A 14906-nucleotide genomic window follows, 5' to 3' on the forward strand; every position below is an offset into this window, starting at 1 on the left:
CCCCTAGAGGGGGAGATGTCCGGCAGGACAGAGGGGGGCGCGAAGGATCGCGGCTTCTCCCATTCCTCCGCCCGAGGCGGTGTGTCGTCATGACAGTCGCGGCGCTCAACTCCAATCCCGCCCCCGCCATCCTGCCCGGCAGCGGCGGCATGCGCGGCGCGCTCTCCGATCTGTTCTGGCGCAGGCCCCAACTGCTTTTGCTTTTGATGCTCCTGCCGCCGGTGCTGTGGCTCGGCATCGTCTATATCGGCTCGCTGTTCGCTCTGCTGGCACAGAGCTTCTTTTCCATCGACGAGTACTCCGGCCTCATCAACCGCCAGTTCACGCTGAAGACCTATGGCGACCTGTTCCAGGCCGCCAATCTCGACATCATCCTGCGCACGGTGACGATGGCGGCGCTGGTCACGCTGGCCTCGGCCGTCGTCGCCTTCCCGATTGCCTACTATGCCGCGCGTTATGCGCGCGGCCGCTGGAAGGCGCTGTTCTATCTCGGCGTCATGCTGCCGCTGTGGTCGAGCTACCTGGTCAAGATCTATGCCTGGAAGCTGATCCTCGCCAAGGAAGGCATCCTGACCTGGCTGCTCGCCAAGCTCAATCTGTTGTGGCTGCTCGATGCATGGCTGTCGTTGCCGGTCGTCGGCGGCAACTCGCTGTCGGTGTCGTTCACCGGCACCTTCATCGTCTTCGTCTATGTCTGGCTGCCGTTCATGATCCTGCCGGTGCAGGCGGCACTCGAACGCGTGCCCGGCAACCTGGTGGAAGCCTCGTCCGATCTCGGCGCTTCGCCCGGCCAGACCTTTCGCAACGTGCTGTTCCCGCTGGCGCTGCCTGGCATCGTCGCCGGCTCGATCTTCACCTTCTCGCTGACATTGGGCGACTACATCATACCCCAGATCATCGGTACCTCGCGCCTGTTCATCGGCCAGGCGGTCTATTCCCAGCAGGGCACGGCCGGCAACATTCCGCTCGCCGCCGCCTTCACCGTGGTGCCCATCGTCATCATGGGGTTCTACCTCTGGGGCGCCAAACGCATGGGGGCCTTCGATGCGCTCTGACCGTGGCCAATCCGCCCCCCTCGGCCTGAAGATATCAGCCGCCTGCGGCCTGCTCTTCCTGCACCTGCCGATCCTGCTGATCTTCGTCTATGCCTTCACCACGGAGGAGAAGAGTTTCGTCTGGCCGCCGCCGGGGCTCACCACCCAATGGTTCGCCGTCACCTGGAACCGGCCCGACGTCTGGCAGGCGCTGTCGCTGTCGGTGCGCGTCGCCGCCATCTCGACCACGATTGCGCTGGTGCTGGGCACGCTTTGCGCCGCCGCGGTCTCGCGGACGAAATTCTTCGGCCGCGAGACGATCTCGCTGCTGGTCATCCTGCCGATCGCTCTGCCCGGCATCATCACCGGCATCGCGCTGCGCTCGGCCTTTGCGCTGGCCGACATCCCCTTCTCGTTCTGGACGATCGTGCTCGGCCACGCCACTTTCTGCGTGGTCGTCGTCTACAACAACGCGGTCGCCCGCTTCCGCCGCACCTCGGGCTCGATGATCGAGGCCTCGATGGATCTCGGCGCCGACGGCTTCCAGACCTTCCGGCACGTCGTACTGCCCAACATCGCAACTGCGCTTCTTGCCGGCGGCATGCTGGCCTTCGCTTTGTCGTTCGATGAGGTCATCGTCACCACCTTCACCGCCGGCCAGCAGCAGACCGTGCCGATCTGGATGCTTGAGGAACTGATCCGCCCGCGCCAGCGCCCGGTCACCAACGTCGTGGCCATGGTCGTCGTGCTGGTGACGCTGCTTCCGATCCTGTTCGCCTATTACCTGACCCGCGACGGCGACCAGATCGCCGGTTCGGGCAAATAACGCCAGTTCATAGGGAGAAACGTCCATGGACACCCAGATGCTGATCGGCTCGAAATTCGAGAAGGGCACCGAAACCGAGGAGCCGATCCTCAATCCGAAGACCGGGGCCAACATTCTCAACCTGCCCGAAGCCAACCCAGCGCAGATCGAGGCGGCCGTCAGTGCCGCCGAACAAGCGTTCGTCAGTTGGTCGCGCACCACGCCGGCGCAGCGCTCCGGCTATCTGCTGAAGATCGCCGACCGTATCGAGGCCGCCGCGCAGGAGTTCGCGACGCTCGAGGCGCTGAATTGCGGCAAGCCGATCAATGCCGTGCTCAATGACGAGATCCCGGCGATCGTCGACTGCTATCGCTTTTTTGCCGGCGCGGTCCGCTCGATGCCGGGGGTCGTCGCCGGCGAATATCTGCCGGGCCACACCTCGATGGTGCGGCGCGATCCGATCGGCATCGTCGCCTCGATAGCGCCGTGGAACTATCCGCTGATGATGATGGCCTGGAAGCTGGCGCCAGCCATCGCCGGCGGCAACACCGTGGTCTTCAAGCCGTCGGAGCAGACCCCGCTGACGGCGCTGAAGCTGGCGAGGATTCTGGCCGAGGTGCTGCCGGAAGGCGTCGTCAATGTCGTGCTCGGCCGTGGCGACAGCGTCGGCAACACACTGATCAACCATCCCAAAATCAACATGATCTCGATCACCGGTGACGTCGCCACCGGCAAGAAGGTGCTGCAGGCCGCCGCCAAGTCGGTCAAGCGCACGCATCTGGAACTTGGCGGTAAGGCGCCGGTCATCGTCTTCGACGACGCCGATCTCGGTGCGGTGGTCAACGGCCTGCGCGCCTTCGGCTACTACAATGCCGGCCAGGACTGCACCGCCGCCTGCCGCATCTATGCCGGCAAGAAGATCTACGACAAGCTCGTCGCCGATCTCTCCTCCGCCGTCTCGACCATAAAGTATGATCGCGCTGACGATACCGAGAACGAGATCGGCCCGCTGATCTCGCGTCGCCAGCGCGACCGCGTGTCGAGCTTCGTCGAGCGCGCGTCCGAATTGAAGCACATCGAGATCACCACCGGCGGCAAGCCGGGCGAGGGCACCGGCTTCTACTACCAGCCGACCGTCGTTGCCGGCGCGCTGCAGGAGGACGAGATCGTGCGCCGTGAAGTGTTCGGCCCGGTCGTCTCGGTCACCCGCTTCTCGGAAGTCGACGAGGCGGTGAAATGGGCCAATGACAGCGACTATGGCCTGGCGTCATCGGTGTGGACCAAGGACGTCTCGCGCGCCATGGCGACGGCCGCCCGCCTGCAATATGGCTGCACCTGGATCAATACCCATTTCATGCTGACCAACGAGATGCCGCATGGCGGACTGAAGCAGTCCGGCTACGGCAAGGACATGTCGCTCTACGCGCTCGAGGACTATACCGCCGTGCGCCATGTCATGGTGGCGCACACGTAACATTTTCGAGAAAACGCAAGCATTCAACCAGGGAGGAACGAACCATGCATCGCCGCCAGTTTCTGACATCCGCGGCCGTAGCCGCCACACTATTGGCCGTAACGCCAGCCCTTGCTGCCGATACCGCGCAAGCGGTGGTCGAAGCCTATGTCGCCGCCTGGAATGCACATGACTCGGCCAAGGCTGCCGGATATTTCGCCGACGAGGTCACCTATTACGACGCTTCTGTAGGCAAGCCGGTCACGGGCAAGGAAGCCGCCAAGACCGGCGTCATCGACAATTTCCTCAAAGCCGTCCCAGACGCGGTGTGGACGATGAAGGGCAAGCCCGTCATCGACGGTGATCGCGTTGCGTTCGAATGGGAATTTTCCGGCACCAACACCGGGGCCTGGGGCGATGGCACGGCCGCGACCGGCAAGAAGTTCTCCTTCACCGGCGCCTCGATGTTTTCCATCAAGGACGGCAAGATCGCGACCCAGAGCGACTACTACGACGCGCTCGGCTTCTACAAGCAGCTTGGCCTGATGTAGTCGCGGCTTCCATTCTCCCCGTAAACGCCGTTCACGGGGAGAATGTGAACCAAAGGACCGACAAGCACCAGCGGCCCGGCAGCTATGCGGCCGTCCTACCCTGCTCGGCCGATGTCGCGGGTTTGATGTTCTGGTTGACCCGGAAGACGTTGGATGGGTCATAGGTCCGCTTCACCTGGCTCAGCCGCTCGTAATTCGCGCCATAGCTCGCCCGCAGGCGCTGTTCCCCTTCGTCATCCATCATGAAATTCACGTAGCCGCCTTCGCCGTTATGGGGATGGATGCTCGCCCAGTAGTTTCGGGCCCATTCGATCAGTTCGGCGGCCTTACCCGGATCGGGATCGATCGCCGCTATGACCATCGACCAGTTTGCATCGCGCGCGTTCCAGGCGGTCTCGTCCTTGCCGACGCGGCGGACCGCGCCGTCGATCGGGTAAAGATGCATGAGCGACAATTCGCTGGGCGCCTGGGCGGCCTGTGCGATATGGGTCGCGATGGCTTCGTCCGGAAGCGATTTGACGAAATCGCCCTTCCAGTACCATTGCAGACCTTTCGGAAGGAGCGGGTCGAACAGCGACTGCAGCGCCGGGAACGGCATTACGCCCATCCAGTTGAAGATCGGCGGCGGCAAGGTATCCAGCAGCGGCGCCATGGCCTTGCGGCCCTCCTCCTCCGTACCGTCGTAGCACGAGATAATGGCGCAAACGCGCTTGCCCCAATACTCGCGCGGGAAGGGGTCGGTCGAGGGGACCGACTTCAACCCGACAAAGGCGCCGAGCTCTTCTGGTGCCTCCGGCAGATAATCGCGATAGGTACGCATGACCGCTGGCGCGTCCTTGGCCTCCCAGAATACCGGGCCGCCGAAGATCATGTCCACAGGATGTGCCTGGAACAGGAAGCTGGTCACCACGCCGAAATTGCCGCCGCCGCCCCGCAGCGCCCAGAACAGGTCGGGATTGTCGCTTTTGCTGGCCGTCACCAGGCTGCCATCGGCGAGCACCAGATCCGCCTCGATCAGATTGTCGATCGTGAGGCCGTATTTGCGCGTGAGATAGCCCGTTCCACCGCCGAGCGTAAGGCCGGCGACGCCCGTGGTCGAGACGATGCCGAACGGAACGGCGAGCCCGAATGGATGGGTGGCGTGGTCCACGTCACCCGAGGTGCAACCGGGCGCGACCCTCACAGTCCGGGTTTTCGGATCGACATGGACCCCCTTCATCATCGACAGGTCGATGACAAGGCCATTGTCGCAAATTCCCAATCCGGCACCGTTATGTCCTCCGCTGCGCACGGCGACCAGCAGGTCGTTGTCGCGCGCATACGCCACGGCGGTGATCACGTCGGCGACATCGGCACAGCGCGCAATCAGCAGCGGGCGCTTGTCGATCATGCCGTTATAGACCCTGCGCGCTTCGTCATATCCACCATCCTCGCGCAGGATCAGCTCCCCGCGCAGGCCTTCACGCAGTTTTGCATGGGTTCCGTCGGTCATCGGTTTTCTCCCTGGTTGCGCCCGCGCCATGCGGCTTCGCCGCGAGGACTGATCTTGTTACTTGTTTGTGCCGCCATCCGGCGGGTGCATAGGGATAGCGCAGGAGCGGCACATTGCACCGATCTGGTTCTCCGCTGCTTCGCCCGAAAGGGCCAATGGTATGATGGCCCATGAGAGCCATAGGCTGGCTTCCGCAAGCTGCGGGATGCCGAGCCTCGTCCTTGGGTTGCTTGCACCACGAACGCGGCAGCTCGTCGGCCGCTCTTGTCCATCGTGCCAGTCGGCCTCTTCCGGCGCTCGACCGCTTCTACTCGACGATGCGGAAAATCTGCCATAGGCTGGTGCCCGACACGACATAGGGCTCCATCTCCTTGCCCCATTTGGCGTGCGCGTCGATCTTGCCGATCTTGGCGAAGAACGCCTCCAACTGGGCCAGGCTCTCGACCTGGTGGTGGGATTCGACCGTCGCCTCCCGGGCGCCGATCGAGCCGGTCATGATCCGAAACTCGAGGTCGGCGAGACCGACTTGTGAGCCGATTTCGCGCTCCCATTTCTTCATCAATTCGAGCACGGTCTGCTTGTGTCCGAACTTGGCATCGATCTGCCATCTGGCGCTGAACATTTTTCTTCTCCTCCGGTTACGGCCCGAGCATGATCCCCAAAAGTGGCATCCGATTTTGAGGGCGTGCTCCGGCACTGAGACAGCTCCATCCCATTCGATCGGGGTGGACAGGCTCCGCGGTTGACTACTCGTCCCAGGCTTGCACGACAGTCTGCCGGGCGATGCGCCCGTCCTTCAGCTCGAGCATCGACGCGCAGAACACTTTCGTGCCGTCAGGATAGGCACAGGCCTGGGTGAAGGCGAGACTGTCGCCCTGCGCGACGGTGGCATCGACCTTGTGGGTCATGGCCCGGCTGCAGATGTCGTCCCAGAAGATGCTGATCGCCGCGCGGCCGCGGATCTCGCGCGGCTTGCTCGGCGGATTGTTGCGGTCGATCACCCGCACCGTCGCATCGTCGGCATAGAAGCCCGACAGCATCTTGCCGTCACGGCCTTCGATCGCCTTCTTGATCGCTGTGCCGTCCACTGCGGAAGTCTTGGTCAACATTTTATCCTCCATGGCCCATCTTCGCGGTCGGGCGGTTGATGTCGGGAAGTGCCCGACGTTCATCGACGGGCAGTGTCGTTCATTGCGACTTTGCCTTGACCGCCGCGAACACGTCGTCGGTCTGCTTCTTGAAGGTCGCCAGATCGACCTGGCTGCCGTTGAGTATCGTCGACCAATGGCGCACGATTGCCGCCATCGCGATCGTCTCCTTGATCTCCTCGTCGCTGGCGCCGTTGAGCTTGGCCGCCTCGGTGTGGAAATAGATGCAATACTGGCATGGGATCTGCGAGGCGACCGCGAGGCCCATCAACTCCTTGGTCTTGGCGTCAAGTGCGGTTTTGGGATTGAGCTGCACGCCCTTGATCTCGGCCCAGGCACCGGCGATGGCGACGTCAGGCAGTGTCTTGAACATGTCCGGCACCGAGCCGAGCGTCGCCTGGATGTCCTTGTAGGCGGCTGTCGCCGATGCGTCCTCGGCTTTTGCGGGAGAGATCGCCGACAGTGCGCCAATGCTTGCCGCGATCAAAAGTGATCTGACATTCAGTTTCGACTTGAGCATTTCATCCTCCGTTCGCAGTGCTTTACTGGCTATATCCGCCTGGCCTGCATGGGGGAATTGATAGCGCCTGCATCGGCAGGGCCGCTTCGCCCGAAAGCGCCATGGCTCTCATGGCCCATCCAGGCCAGTGTGCCTGACGGAAAATGCCGCCGCGGCCGCCCGCGATGGCAGGTCGAGCTTGAGCAGTATGTTGGCGACATGGCGCTTGACTGTATGTTCGCTCAGCCTGAGTTCGGCGGCGATCGCTGCATTGCTCTTGCCGTCGGCGATCAGATTCACGACCTCGCTCTCGCGCGCCGTCAGGCAAGCCGGCTCGGTCGCCTTGGCCTTGGGGCGGCAGGCCGGTTCCAGATGCTGTTCGGACATCGCCCGGACAAGTGCCATGGGCTCGTCCAACTCGTCGATGCTGATGCGGCCGGCGTCGGCGAAATGAAGCCCGGAGCCGGCCGCCAGATCCGCGACCAGCCGCGACGCCAGTATGTCGCCGCGCCCGGCATGGGTGGCGAGGTGCATTGTAACGCGGCCTGTCAATCCGGCCGGTGGCCCGCGCGCCTCGATCTCGCCGACATGCGCGCCCTGGGCACTCGCCACGCCGATTTGCTGCGCCGCCTCGCGCAACGCCGCCGCGCAACGCAAGGCACGCCCTGGCCCGTCGAAACGAGAAATCATCATTTCGCCATGCATATCCACGCAGCGCCCGCCATGGCGCCCGACAAGCGTTCGCCATGTTTCCTGGAAGCGCTGGCTGCGTTCGCTCCACATCCGGTCGCCAAGCCTTGCCGTGTCGTAGATGCGTGTCACCAGGAGCGCCGCCAGGACGCGTTCGGCTTCTGTCACGGCGCATTCGCCGGTGAGGAATTCCTCGATCAGGTCGGCCACCCGGTCAACATCGCCAGTCCAGATTGGATGGTCGCGTCCGGGGATCTCGGCCAGCCGCGCATTCGGGATATTCCTGGCCAGGAATCGGCTGGCGTCGGGATCGACCCGGGCATCGTTGCGGCGGTGGATCAGCAGCGTTGGCGCGCTGATCGCCGCCAGCACGCCGCGCACATCGATTTCCGCGTTCATCCGTGCCAGTGCCGCTGCCGCCGTCGGGCTCGCCGACTGCCGCTCGAAGCGCGCCCACCAGGTCGAGAAATGCGGGTCATCCACCCGGCCGGGTGCGAAATTGGGCAAGGTGGCGCCGGTGCCCCAGCCCGTTTCGGCCGTTTCGATGAAGGCATCGAGCCGTTCGGGCGGCATCACCCATTTGTGGAAATGTGCATAGCCGCCATAGAGCGCCAGTGCTCGCGTCCGCTCCGGATATGTGGCGGCAAACAGCATTGCCATCGGCGCGCCCTCGGAGGCCCCGAGCAATGCGGCCCGACCGCTGCCGGTCGCGTCCATCACCGCGCGCACATCGTCCATGCGGGTTTCGAGGCTGGGCAGGTGATGGACATCGACACGGTCGGAAAGACCCGTGCCGCGCTTGTCGAACAGGATCAGCCGCGAGAATGCCGAAAGCCGTTTCAGGAGCCTGGTATAGCCCTCGTCTTCCCAATGCAGGTCGAGATTGGAAATGAAACCAGGGATGAAGACGAGATCAAGCGACCCCTGGCCGACCACCTGATAGGCGATCCGCACCTCGCCGCTTAGGGCATATCGAGTCTCGATCGGCCTCACGAGTTTTTCCGCCTGGCCTGACGATTTCTGATCGCCGACCATAGCAGAGCCGCGTCGATTGCGGCAGCTTAAACTTTAGCGGAAAGGAATATAAGCTGCCGGGCCCCCGGCTATTTCTGCGACGCGACAGCGTCGCCCGGAGGAACCTTGAGCCCGAGTTTCAAATCCGCCTCGGGCGGCGTGATTGGGCGCTTGATCCTGGCGGCGGCTACCACGACGAGTTCGTCGAAGCCTGCGGCGCCGCTGTCCAGCATCTCGAAGAACTGCCGCCGCATCCTCGGCTCCCAGAACTTGTTGATGTGCTCGGCAACGCCGGTAATGCCTTCCTCGCGCGGCCTGGAATGGAAAAAGGCAGCGATCTGGTTGGCCATGCGTATCAGTTTTTCGCTGGTGCTCATGATGTGATCTTCGTCATGCGACATGCTGGGTAACTCCGAAAACCACGCGGTCGGGCTGGGTGAAAACATCGAAATCGTCGCCGCGCACCAACGCCACCAACGTCATGCCGGCCTCTTGCGCGGTGCGGATGGCCAGCGCGGTCGGGGCCGAGACGGCGATGATGAAGGCAGAGCCGATCGCTGCCGTCTTCTGCACCATCTCTACCGAGACGCGTGACGTGACGATCACGGCACCCGAAGCGCCATCGATGCCGGCTTTCGCCAATGCGCCGGCCAGCTTGTCCAGCGCATTGTGGCGGCCGACATCCTCGCGCGCCATGACGACGCCCTTGCCCGGTATGTAGAAGCCGGCGGCATGTACCGCACCGGTCTCGCTGTGCAGCGGCTGCATCTTGGACAAGAGCCTGACCGAGCGGGTAATATCATTCGCCTCAAGCGTAAGCCTCGACGCACCGACGGCGTCGACCGAACGCATCGCTTCCTCGATGGACTCGATGCCGCAGAGCCCGCAGCCGACCGGCCCGGCAAGCCGCCGCCGCCGCGCTTCGAAGCGCGTGTTGGCCTGGTCCTTCAGCCGGATCTGGATGTCGATGCCAGCGCCGAGATCCTCGACCTCGATCGCCTCGATCTCGTCCGGAGCGGCGATGATGCCTTCAGTGAGCGAGAAGCCGAGCGCGAAATCCTCGAAGTCGGCCGGGCTTGCCATCATCACCGCGTGCGTGGTGCCGGCAAAGGAGAATGCCACCGGCGTCTCCTCCGGCACCATGCGGTTGGCGGCAGCGGTGCCGCTGGCGCGGTGCGCCAGCCGCGAGATCTGTGTCGTGGCTTTGCGGCGCGCGCTCAAGACTACTCCGCCGCCTGCAGCGGAGCGATGCGCCGGCTGTTGCGCGCCTGCTCCTCATAGTCACGCTGCCAGTCCGACGGCCCGTTGGAGGCACCGACCTGGACCGCCGTCACCTTGTACTCCGGACAGTTGGTCGCCCAGTCGGAGAAGTCGGTGGTGATGACGTTGGCCTGCGTGTCGGGATGGTGGAAGGTCGTATAGACCACGCCGGGCGACACCCGGTCGGTGATCAGCGCCCGCAGCGTCGTCTCGCCCGAACGGCTGGTCAGCCGCACCCAGTCACCATCGCGCAGGCCGCGGTTTTCGGCATCGTGGGGATGGATCTCCAGCCGGTCCTCCGAATGCCACAGGACATTGTCGGTACGCCGCGTCTGTGCGCCGACATTGTATTGGCTCAGGATGCGGCCTGTGGTGAGCAGCAGCGGGAACCGCGGCCCGGTCCTCTCGTCGGTCGCGACATATTCGGTGCGGATGAACTTGCCCTTGCCGCGCACGAACCCGTCGACATGCATGATCGGGGTGCCGAGCGGCGCCTTGTCATTGCAGGGCCATTGCACGGATCCGACACGGTCGAGCAGTTCGAAGGAGACGTTGGCGAAGCTCGGTGTCGTCTTGGCGATCTCGTCCATGATCTCGGAGGGATGCTGATAGTTCCAGTCCAGCCCCATGGCGCGGGCAAGCACCTGCGTCGCCTCCCAGTCGGCGTAGCGCGCCTTGGGCTCCAGAACCTTTCGCACCATGTTGATGCGGCGCTCGGCGTTGGTGAAGGTGCCGTCCTTTTCGAGGAAGGTCGAGCCCGGCAGGAAGACATGCGCGTAGTTCGCCGTCTCGTTGAGGAAGAGATCGTGCACAACCACGCATTCCATCGCGGCGAGGCCGGCGGCGACATGCTTGGTGTCGGGGTCGGACTGCAGGATGTCCTCGCCCTGAATGTAGATGCCCTTGAAGCTGCCGTCGACGGCGGCATCCAGCATGTTGGGGATGCGCAGGCCCGGCTCGTCGTCGAGCTTCACGCCCCATAGGCTCTCATAGATGTCGCGCACGGCTTCACCGGAGATATGGCGATAGCCGGGCAATTCGTGCGGGAAGGAGCCCATGTCGCAGGAACCCTGCACATTGTTCTGGCCGCGCAGCGGGTTCACGCCGACGCCCGGCCGGCCGATATTGCCGGTGGCCATGGCAAGGTTGGCGATCGCCATCACGGTGGTCGAGCCTTGGCTGTGTTCCGTCACGCCCAGGCCGTAGTAGATCGCGCCGTTGCCGCCGGTGGCGTAGAGACGCGCTGCACCGCGGATCAACTCGGGATCGACGCCCGACAGCTTGCCGACGGTTTCGGGGCTGTTTTCCGGCAGTGCCACGAACGATGCCCAGTCCTGGAACTCCGCCCAGTCGCAGCGCTCGCGGATGAAGGCTTCGTCGAACAGGCCCTCGGTGACGATGACATGCGCCAGCGCCGTCAGCACGGCCACATTGGTGCCGGGCTTCAATGGCAGGTGGTACTCCGCCTCGATATGCGCCGACTTGACCATCTCGGTGCGCCGCGGATCGAGCACGATCAGCTTGGCGCCCTCGCGCAACCGCTTCTTCAACCGCGAGGCGAACACCGGATGGGCGGTAGCCGGATTGGCGCCGATGACGACGGCGACGTCGGTGAATTCGACGGAATCGAAATCCTGCGTGCCGGCCGAGGTGCCGTAGGTCTGGCCGAGGCCGTAGCCGGTCGGCGAATGGCAGACGCGCGCGCAGGTGTCGACATTGTTGTTGCGGAAGCCCTGCCGAACCAGCTTCTGGACGAGGTAGGTCTCTTCGTTCGTGCAGCGCGAGGAGGTGATGCCGCCGATGGATGCGCGTCCATACTGATACTGGATGCGGCGGAATTCCTTCGCCGTATGGGCGATCGCCTCTTCCCAACTCACTTCACGCCAGGGATCGCTCACCTTCTCGCGGATCATCGGCGACAGGATACGGTCCTTGTGGGTGGCGTAGCCGTATGCGAAACGGCCCTTCACACACGAGTGGCCGTGGTTTGCCTTGCCCTCCTTGTAGGGCATCATGCGGATGACCTCGTCGCCCTTTACCTCGGCCTTGAACGAGCAGCCGACGCCGCAATAGGCGCAGGTGGTGACAGCAGAACGCTCCGGCAGCCCCTTCTCGAGCACGGTCTTCTCGCGCAGAGCATCGGTCGGACAGGCCTGTACGCAGGCGCCGCAGGAGACGCATTCCGAGGCGATGAAATCCTCGTGCATGCCGGCCACCATGCGCGATTCGAAGCCGCGGCCCTCGATGGTCAGCGCGAACGTGCCCTGCACCTCTTCGCAGGCGCGCACGCAGCGCGAGCAGACGATGCATTGGGCCGGATCATAGGTGAAGTAAGGGTTCGATTCATCACGGGCAATGTAGTCCACCGCCAGCGAGCCATGGCCGGGCGCGACGCCGTCTTCCTGCTTGACGTGGTTGCGCCCGTCGATGCCGTAGCGGTTCTCGGTCAGGCCGACCGATTTCGCCACCGTGTCGAACTCGCTGGCGCCGGTGCCGGCCTTTTCGTTCCAGCCGGTCGGATGGTCGGAAACATAGAGCTCCATGACGCCACGGCGGATGGCGTCAAGGCGATCCGACTGCGTGTGTACAATCATACCTTCGCCGACCGGCGTCGTGCAGGAGGCCGGCGTGCCGCCGCGCCCTTCGATCTCAACCAGGCAAACGCGGCAGGAGCCGAAGGAGTCCAGCATGTCGGTGGCGCAGAGTTTCGGGATTTCGACCCCGCCCTCCATCGCCGCGCGCATGATCGAGGTGCCTTCCGGCACGCTGATGCTGCGGCCGTCGACGACCAGTGTGATTTGCTTCGTCGCTTTCGATTCCGGGGTTCCGTAGTCGAGTTCTTCGATGAGCGTCGGGAAGTCGGCCTTGATGTTCATCTGCCAGCTCCTATTCAGCAGCCACGCGCGCCGGCGCGGGCTTGAAATCCTCGGGGAAATGCGTGATCGAGCTCATCACCGGGTAGGGCGTGAAGCCGCCCAGCGCGCACAGCGATCCGAACTTCATCGTGTTGCAGAGGTCGGTGACCAGAGCCAGGTTCTTTTCCGGTTCGATGCCGGCGGCGAGCCTGTCGATGGTCTCCACCCCGCGCGTCGAACCGATGCGGCAGGGCGTGCACTTGCCGCAGCTTTCGATGGCGCAGAACTCCATGGCGAAGCGCGCCTGCTTCAGCATGTCGGCTGTGTCGTCGAAGACGGTGATGCCGGCATGGCCGATCAGACCGTCCTTCGCGGCGAAAGCCTCGTAGTCGAACGGCGTGTCGAACAGCGCGCGCGGGAAATAGGCGCCGAGCGGCCCGCCGACCTGCACCGCCTTGACCGGACGCCCGGTCGCCGTGCCGCCGCCGATATCATCGACGATCTCGCCGAGCGTCAGGCCGAAGGCCGTTTCGAACAGGCCGCCATGTTTGATATTGCCGGCGATCTGGATCGGGATCGTGCCGCGCGAGCGGCCCATGCCGAAATCCTTGTAGAAGGCGGCGCCCCTGTCCATGATGATCGGCACGGAGGCCAGCGAGATGACATTGTTGATCACCGTCGGTTTGCCGAACAAGCCCTGGATCGCCGGCAGCGGCGGCTTGGCGCGCACCACGCCGCGCTTGCCCTCCAGGCTGTTCAAGAGCGAGGTCTCCTCGCCGCAGACATAGGCGCCGGCGCCGGCGCGGATTTCCATGTCGAACGCGTTGGGGGAACCCAGCACGTTGACGCCGAGCACGCCCGCCTCGCGGGCGATTTCGACGGCCTTGTTCATGATGGCCACCGCATGCGGATATTCCGAGCGGATATAGACGAAGCCTTTGGTCGCGCCGGTGGCGATGCCGGCGATCGCCATGCCCTCGATCAGCACGAAGGGATCGCCTTCCATGATCATGCGGTCGGCGAAGGTGGCGCTGTCGCCCTCATCGGCGTTGCAGACGATGTATTTGCGATCGCCCGCCGTATCGAGCACCGTCTTCCATTTGATGCCGGTCGGGAAACCGGCGCCGCCGCGTCCGCGCAGGCCGGACTCCGTGACCTGCTTGACGATATCGGCTGGCGCCATTGCGACCGCGTTCTGCAGGCCTTTCAGCCCGCCGAGCGATTTGTAGGCGTCGAGCGACAGCGGGTCGTTGATGCCGCAGCGGGCAAAGGTCAGGCGCGTCTGCTTGGCCAGGAACGGGATCTTGTCCGGCGCGCCCAGCCAGCGCTTATGGTGGCCGCCGGTGAGGAAGCCGCTGTCGAACAGACTCTTGACCTCGGAGGGTTTCACCGGCCCGTAAGCGACGCGGCCATTGGCGGTCGCCACCTCGACCATCGGTTCGAGGAAATAGGCGCCGCGCGAGCCGTTGCGTACGATCTTGGCCTCGATGCCACGCTCGGCGAGTTCCGCGCGAACAGCCTTGGCGACCTTTTCGGCGCCGAGAGCCAGCGCGCCGGAATCGCCGGGAATGTAGATGCGGGGGATCATGAGCGCACCTCGGCAACGATCTCGTCGATCTTGTCGTCATCGAGCCGCCCGATCACCTCGCCGTCGAGCATCGCCGATGGCGAACAGGCGCAAAGCCCGAGACAATAGACCGGTTCGAGTGTAACCGATCCGTCGCGGGTGGTCTCGTGGAAATCGATGCCGAGCAACTGTTTGACCTTGGCGGCGACCGCATCGGAACCCATCGACTGGCAGGCTTCCGCCTGGCAGAGCTTGAGTACGTGGCGGCCGGCCGGTCGGGCACGGAAATCATGATAGAAGGTCACGACGCCGTGCACCTCCGCCCTGGAGAGGTTCAGCCCGTCGGCAATGACGGGCAGGGCGTCTTGCGGCACATGGCCGAACTCTTCCTGTATCTCATGGAGGATAGGCAGCAGCGGACCTTCGAGGCCCTTCAACTCCTGAATGATCGCCGCCGTGCGCGATGCGATCTCGGTACTTGCAGGCTGCATCGTCATGCAGCGCCCTCCCTGGTCGATAGTGCTCTAACGCTAAGTCT

General features: G+C 64.0%; 14 protein-coding genes. 4 read left to right on the forward strand and 10 right to left on the reverse strand.

Translation table 11 applies throughout. The annotated features are described in order from the left end of the window. Nucleotides 1–149 precede the first annotated feature (149 nt). Genes FJ934_RS22935 through FJ934_RS22950 form a run of 4 tightly spaced genes read left to right on the forward strand, consistent with a single transcriptional unit; the run spans nucleotide 150 to nucleotide 3843 of the window. Nucleotides 150–1055 (forward strand): ABC transporter permease, encoded by a 906-nt coding sequence (locus tag FJ934_RS22935; RefSeq protein ID WP_210241974.1) that lies wholly within the window; start codon nucleotides 150–152, stop codon nucleotides 1053–1055. Then, nucleotides 1045–1860 (forward strand): ABC transporter permease, encoded by an 816-nt coding sequence (locus FJ934_RS22940; RefSeq protein WP_140612721.1) that lies wholly within the window; start codon nucleotides 1045–1047, stop codon nucleotides 1858–1860. The genes FJ934_RS22935 and FJ934_RS22940 overlap by 11 nt, the downstream gene beginning before the upstream one ends. 25 nt (nucleotides 1861–1885) lie before the next feature. Then, nucleotides 1886–3313 carry a gamma-aminobutyraldehyde dehydrogenase gene (locus tag FJ934_RS22945; RefSeq protein ID WP_140612722.1) on the forward strand — a complete coding sequence of 476 codons (1428 nt, stop codon included), beginning with the start codon at nucleotides 1886–1888 and terminating at the stop codon, nucleotides 3311–3313. Between the two features lie 44 nt (nucleotides 3314–3357). Then, nucleotides 3358–3843 (forward strand): ester cyclase, encoded by a 486-nt coding sequence (locus FJ934_RS22950; protein ID WP_140612723.1) that lies wholly within the window; start codon nucleotides 3358–3360, stop codon nucleotides 3841–3843. Between the two features lie 82 nt (nucleotides 3844–3925). On the opposite strand, the gene FJ934_RS22955 is transcribed toward FJ934_RS22950, so the two are convergent. The 10 genes from FJ934_RS22955 to FJ934_RS23000 form a co-directional block, all read right to left on the reverse strand. Continuing rightward, nucleotides 3926–5335 carry an FAD-binding oxidoreductase gene (locus FJ934_RS22955; protein ID WP_140612724.1) on the reverse strand — a complete coding sequence of 470 codons (1410 nt, stop codon included), beginning with the start codon at nucleotides 5333–5335 and terminating at the stop codon, nucleotides 3926–3928. Nucleotides 5336–5642: 307 nt separating this feature from the next. After that, nucleotides 5643–5957, reverse strand: a complete 315-nt coding sequence (locus FJ934_RS22960; protein ID WP_140612725.1) for a hypothetical protein — start codon at nucleotides 5955–5957, stop codon at nucleotides 5643–5645. A gap of 124 nt (nucleotides 5958–6081) precedes the next feature. Next, on the reverse strand, nucleotides 6082–6444 hold the full coding sequence (locus FJ934_RS22965) for a nuclear transport factor 2 family protein (RefSeq protein ID WP_140612726.1): 363 nt from the start codon (nucleotides 6442–6444) through the stop codon (nucleotides 6082–6084). A gap of 79 nt (nucleotides 6445–6523) precedes the next feature. Next, entirely contained in the window at nucleotides 6524–7003 is a 480-nt protein-coding gene (locus FJ934_RS22970) for a carboxymuconolactone decarboxylase family protein (protein WP_140612727.1), read from the reverse strand. A 108-nt stretch (nucleotides 7004–7111) separates the two neighbouring features. Next, nucleotides 7112–8665 carry an alpha/beta fold hydrolase gene (locus tag FJ934_RS22975; RefSeq protein WP_140612728.1) on the reverse strand — a complete coding sequence of 518 codons (1554 nt, stop codon included), beginning with the start codon at nucleotides 8663–8665 and terminating at the stop codon, nucleotides 7112–7114. 110 nt (nucleotides 8666–8775) lie between these two features. Continuing rightward, complete coding sequence (locus FJ934_RS22980) at nucleotides 8776–9087, reverse strand: formate dehydrogenase subunit delta (protein WP_140612729.1); 312 nt, start codon at nucleotides 9085–9087, stop codon at nucleotides 8776–8778. Continuing rightward, nucleotides 9077–9907, reverse strand: coding sequence for a formate dehydrogenase accessory sulfurtransferase FdhD (gene fdhD, locus FJ934_RS22985; RefSeq protein WP_140612730.1), 831 nt, complete (start codon nucleotides 9905–9907; stop codon nucleotides 9077–9079). The genes FJ934_RS22980 and fdhD overlap by 11 nt, the downstream gene beginning before the upstream one ends. Nucleotides 9908–9909: 2 nt before the next feature. Beyond that, nucleotides 9910–12822 (reverse strand): formate dehydrogenase subunit alpha, encoded by a 2913-nt coding sequence (fdhF, locus tag FJ934_RS22990; protein ID WP_140612731.1) that lies wholly within the window; start codon nucleotides 12820–12822, stop codon nucleotides 9910–9912. 10 nt (nucleotides 12823–12832) lie between these two features. Continuing rightward, entirely contained in the window at nucleotides 12833–14389 is a 1557-nt protein-coding gene (locus tag FJ934_RS22995) for an NADH-quinone oxidoreductase subunit NuoF (RefSeq protein WP_140612732.1), read from the reverse strand. Then, nucleotides 14386–14865 carry a formate dehydrogenase subunit gamma gene (locus FJ934_RS23000; RefSeq protein ID WP_140612733.1) on the reverse strand — a complete coding sequence of 160 codons (480 nt, stop codon included), beginning with the start codon at nucleotides 14863–14865 and terminating at the stop codon, nucleotides 14386–14388. The genes FJ934_RS22995 and FJ934_RS23000 overlap by 4 nt, the downstream gene beginning before the upstream one ends. Nucleotides 14866–14906 lie beyond the last annotated feature (41 nt).

Origin of the sequence: Mesorhizobium sp. B2-4-12, assembly GCF_006441575.1 — a bacterium.
Taxonomy (GTDB): Bacteria; Pseudomonadota; Alphaproteobacteria; order Rhizobiales; family Rhizobiaceae; genus Mesorhizobium.